Source organism: Grimontia sp. AD028 (genome assembly GCF_000973155.1).
Lineage (GTDB): Bacteria > Pseudomonadota > Gammaproteobacteria > Enterobacterales > Vibrionaceae > Enterovibrio > Enterovibrio indicus.
Genome location: NZ_LASY01000164.1, coordinates 1 through 4821 on the forward strand (window position 1 = coordinate 1; position 4821 = coordinate 4821).

4 protein-coding genes are annotated in these 4821 nt (G+C 48.8%); all 4 read left to right on the forward strand.

All coding sequences use genetic code 11. The annotated features are described in order from the left end of the window. A partial coding sequence (locus tag RN22_RS23565; RefSeq protein ID WP_046308317.1) for a transketolase family protein occupies nt 1-864 on the forward strand: 864 nt, incomplete at its 5' end. Between the two features lie 170 nt (nt 865-1034). Continuing rightward, nucleotides 1035-2063: an erythrose-4-phosphate dehydrogenase gene (epd, locus tag RN22_RS23570; protein ID WP_046308321.1), complete on the forward strand. Its 1029-nt coding sequence runs from the start codon at nt 1035-1037 to the stop codon at nt 2061-2063. A gap of 70 nt (nt 2064-2133) precedes the next feature. Further along, nucleotides 2134-3297, forward strand: a complete 1164-nt coding sequence (locus tag RN22_RS23575) for a phosphoglycerate kinase (protein WP_046308323.1) — start codon at nt 2134-2136, stop codon at nt 3295-3297. 220 nt (nt 3298-3517) lie between these two features. Beyond that, on the forward strand, nt 3518-4594 hold the full coding sequence (fbaA, locus tag RN22_RS23580) for a class II fructose-bisphosphate aldolase (RefSeq protein WP_046308325.1): 1077 nt from the start codon (nt 3518-3520) through the stop codon (nt 4592-4594). Nucleotides 4595-4821: the final 227 nt, after the last annotated feature.

Genomic DNA, 4821 nt, shown 5'->3' on the forward strand with positions numbered 1-4821 from the left:
TCAGCTGACCTGGCACCTTCCAACCTGACCATGTGGTCTGGCTCAAAAGCCCTGACCGGTGAAGATGCGTCTGGTAACTACATCCACTACGGTGTGCGTGAGTTCGGTATGACCGCCATCATCAACGGTATCGCCCTGCACGGCGGTTTCGTCCCATACGGTGCGACCTTCCTGATGTTCATGGAGTACGCGCGTAACGCGATGCGTATGGCAGCACTGATGAAAGTGCAGAACATTCAGGTTTACACCCACGATTCTATCGGTCTGGGTGAAGACGGCCCGACGCACCAGCCGGTTGAGCAAATCGCGTCTCTGCGTCTGACGCCAAACATGAGCACATGGCGTCCATGTGACCAGGTAGAATCTGCAGTCGCATGGAAACTGGCGATTGAGCGAAAAGACGGCCCAAGTTCGCTGATCTTCTCGCGTCAGAATCTGGCTCAACAAGAGCGTGACGCCGAGCAAGTGGCAAACATCGCCAAGGGTGGTTACATCCTGAAAGATTGCATTGGCACTCCTGAGCTCATCCTGATTGCTACTGGTTCAGAAGTTGAATTGGCGGTTGAAGCCAGCACTGAACTGTCAGCGCAGGGCTTCAATGTTCGTGTGGTTTCAATCCCATCGACTGACGTGTTCGATAAGCAAGATGCGGCTTACCGTGAAGCGGTACTGCCATCAGACGTGACAGCACGTGTGGCTATCGAAGCGGGCATTGCGGACTTCTGGTACAAGTACGTGGGCTTTGACGGTCGCATCATCGGCATGCACACCTTCGGTGAATCTGCACCGGCGGGTGAGCTGTTCAAGATGTTCGGCTTCACCACTGAAAACGTGGTTGAGACAGCAAAAGAACTGCTGGCTTAAGTACCTAATCAATGCTGAAAACCCGCCAACTGGCGGGTTTTTTCTTTCCTGCTCTTTATCCAATCCTTAAGAATAATTGATGAGAGACCAGTCACATTCTGCGTGCGAAATTCACGTGCTTGAGATAGACTGTCAGCCGCATTTCATTAACGACACAGATCAGCAGGGATATGGCATTACGCGTCGCAATTAATGGATTTGGCCGCATTGGCCGTAGCGTGCTCCGCGCGCTGTATGAAAGTGACAAACGTGACCAGATAGAAGTGGTTGCGGTGAACGAATTAGCTGAGCCTGATGCCATGGCGCATCTGCTTCAGTATGACTCCAGTCATGGCCGCTTTTTCAAGAAAGTGACCAACAGTCAGGAGTCCCTGTTTGTTGGCGACGACAAAATCCGCATCCTGCACCTTAGTGATATCAATCTACTCCCTTGGCGAGATCTGGACATCGACATCGTGCTCGACTGTACGGGTGTGTTTGGCAACCGTGAACACGGTCAGGCGCATTTGGACGCCGGTGCCAAGAAAGTGCTGTTCTCCCATCCAGGCAGTAACGACCTGGATAACACCATCATCTTTGGTGTGAATGAAGAAACCCTCAAACCGACGGATCGCATTGTTTCCAATGGTTCTTGCACCACCAACTGTATCGTGCCTGTGATTAAGGTATTGGATGAGCAGTTTGGGATTGAGTCAGGCACCATCACCACGATTCACTCTTCCATGAACGACCAGCAGGTGATCGATGCCTATCACCCAGATTTGCGACGCACGCGCGCTGCCAGTCAGTCTATTATTCCGGTCGACACCAAATTACATTTAGGAATTGGAAGAATCTTTCCGAAATTTTCTGACAAATTTGAAGCGATTTCGGTTAGAGTGCCAACAATTAACGTCACAGCAATGGATTTGAGTGTTACTGTTCACACAAAAGTGAAAGTTAATGACGTAAATCAATCACTCGAGGAGGCCGCTCGGTGTACATTGAACGGCATCGTCGACTATACCGAGGCACCACTTGTCTCGATAGACTTTAACCATGATCCCCACAGCGCCATTGTGGATGGTTCGCAGACACGAGTTAGTAATCATCATCTGATAAAGATGTTGGTGTGGTGCGACAACGAATGGGGATTTGCCAACCGCATGCTCGATACGGCGTTGGCCATGGCAACAGTTACCAGTGGCTCGAAGGCTTGAGCCACGGCTTTCCGAAGTGAAGAAAGCCACAGCAAATTTTTGATTTTTGCAACTTAGAGAGAGGACGAAAATGTCTGTAATCAAAATGACCGATCTGGATCTGGCTGGCAAACGCGTATTTATCCGTGCCGATCTGAACGTACCAGTAAAAGACGGTAAAGTGACTTCTGACGCGCGTATTCTGGCGTCTCTGCCAACCATCAAACACTGCCTGGAAGCTGGCGCGAAAGTGATGGTTACTTCTCACCTGGGTCGTCCGACCGAAGGCGAGTACGCTGAAGAATTCTCTCTGCAGCCTGTTGTTAACTACCTGAACGACGCACTGGATTGTGACGTTAAACTGGCAAAAGACTACCTGGACGGCCTGGAGCTGAACGCAGGTGAGCTGGTTGTTCTGGAAAACGTACGTTTCAACAAAGGCGAGAAGAAAAACGAAGACGAACTGTCTAAGAAATACGCTGCACTGTGTGACGTATTCGTGATGGATGCGTTCGGCACTGCTCACCGTGCACAAGCATCAACCTACGGTGTTGGTGTGTTCGCTCCAATCGCATGTGCCGGTCCTTTGCTGGCAAACGAACTGGAAGCACTGGGCAAAGCAATGGACAACCCAGCGCGCCCAATGGTAGCAATCGTTGGTGGTTCAAAAGTTTCTACCAAACTGACTGTTCTGGAATCTCTGTCTAAAATCGCTGACCAACTGGTTGTTGGTGGCGGTATCGCAAATACCTTCATCGCAGCAGCGGGTCACAACGTAGGTAAGTCTCTGTACGAAGCTGACCTGGTTGGTACCGCTAAGAAGTTGATGGACGAGTGTGCGATTCCAGTAGCGACTGACGTTGCATGTGCGAAAGCATTCGACGAGAACGCAGAAGCAGAAATCAAGCACGTTTCTGAAGTTCAGGACGACGACATGATCTTCGACCTGGGTCCAGATTCAACACAAGCGCTGGCTGAAATCCTGAAGAATGCAAAAACTATTCTGTGGAACGGCCCAGTAGGCGTATTCGAGTTCAAGAACTTCGAAGCAGGTACTAAAGGTATCTCTGAAGCGATCGCTGCTTCTGAAGGTTTCTCTGTTGCAGGTGGTGGTGACACGCTGGCAGCTATCGACCAGTTCGGTATCAAAGCTGACGTTTCTTACATCTCTACCGGCGGCGGCGCATTCCTTGAGTTCGTTGAAGGTAAAGTACTGCCTGCAGTAGAAATGCTGGAAACTCGCGCTAAAGCGTAATGACGAACGGGGGTGACTGCCCCCGTTTTTTATGCATCTTTGATAACTTTGTAATCATTGGAATGCATATCTAAACGCAAAAAATAATGTGTTTAGAATCACGTTTGGGTACAATGCGCAGCACTGTTCGCAAACGTTTGCCGAATTGAAACAAGTCGGTAGGAAAGACCGGCTTGGATAGGATTTCACTCAAGACAACAGAGTAAATAGGACTATTGTTATGTCTAAAGTTTTTGATTTCGTAAAACCTGGCGTTATCTCTGGTGACGACGTTCAGAAAGTGTTTGAAATTGCTAAAGAGCACAAGTTTGCTCTTCCAGCGGTAAACGTAGTAAACACTGACTCTATCAACTCAGTACTGGAAGCTGCTGCGAAAGTTAAAGCACCAGTTGTTGTTCAGTTCTCTAACGGCGGCGCTGCGTTCTTCGCAGGTAAAGGCCTGAAGCTGGAAGGTCAGGAATCACAAATCAAAGGCGCAGTAGCGGGTGCTAAATACGTTCACGCTATCGCTGAATCTTACGGTGTGCCAGTTATCCTGCACACTGACCACGCAGCTAAGAAACTGCTGCCATGGATTGACGGTCTGCTGGCTGCAGGTGAAGAGCACTTCGCTGCAACTGGTAAGCCACTGTTCTCTTCTCACATGATTGACCTGTCAGAAGAATCTCTGGAAGAAAACATCGAAATCTGTGCTGAGTACCTGACTCGCATGGAAAAGATGAACATGACTCTGGAAATCGAACTGGGTTGTACTGGTGGTGAAGAAGACGGCGTAGACAACTCTCACATGGACGCGTCTGAGCTGTACACTTCTCCAGAAGACGTTGCATACGCATACGAGAAACTGAACGCTATCAGCCACCGTTTCACTATCGCTGCGTCTTTCGGTAACGTACACGGCGTTTACAAGCCAGGTAACGTTGTTCTGACTCCAACCATCCTGCGTGATTCTCAAGCATACTGTGCAGAGAAATTCGGTATTGCACCTAACGCGCTGAACTTCGTATTCCACGGTGGTTCTGGTTCTTCTCAAGCAGAAATCGAAGAGTCTATCTCTTACGGCGTTATCAAAATGAACATCGACACTGATACTCAGTGGGCGACTTGGGATGGTATCCGTCAGTACGAAGCGAAAAACCACGATTACCTGCAAGGTCAAATCGGTAACCCAACTGGCGAAGACGCACCTAACAAGAAATACTACGATCCACGCGTATGGCTGCGTGCTGGTCAAGAAGGTATGGTTGCGCGTCTTGAGCAAGCGTTCAAAGATCTTAACGCGATCGACGTACTGTAATTTAAGTTTTATTTAAAAAATTTAATTACAAATCGTGATGAAACCCGCTAAATTTAGCGGGTTTTTTTATGGCTGTTATTCAACCTGATTGATAGCAGCCAGATTCCCTAGCCACCTCAAGAGATAGAAAGCCGAAGACAAGCTTTCAACGTCTTGAGGTGGTTTGGTTTTTTTATACCAATCACAGTAGGTAGGTGATCAGAAATAGCGCAGGAAAAATGCTCGAG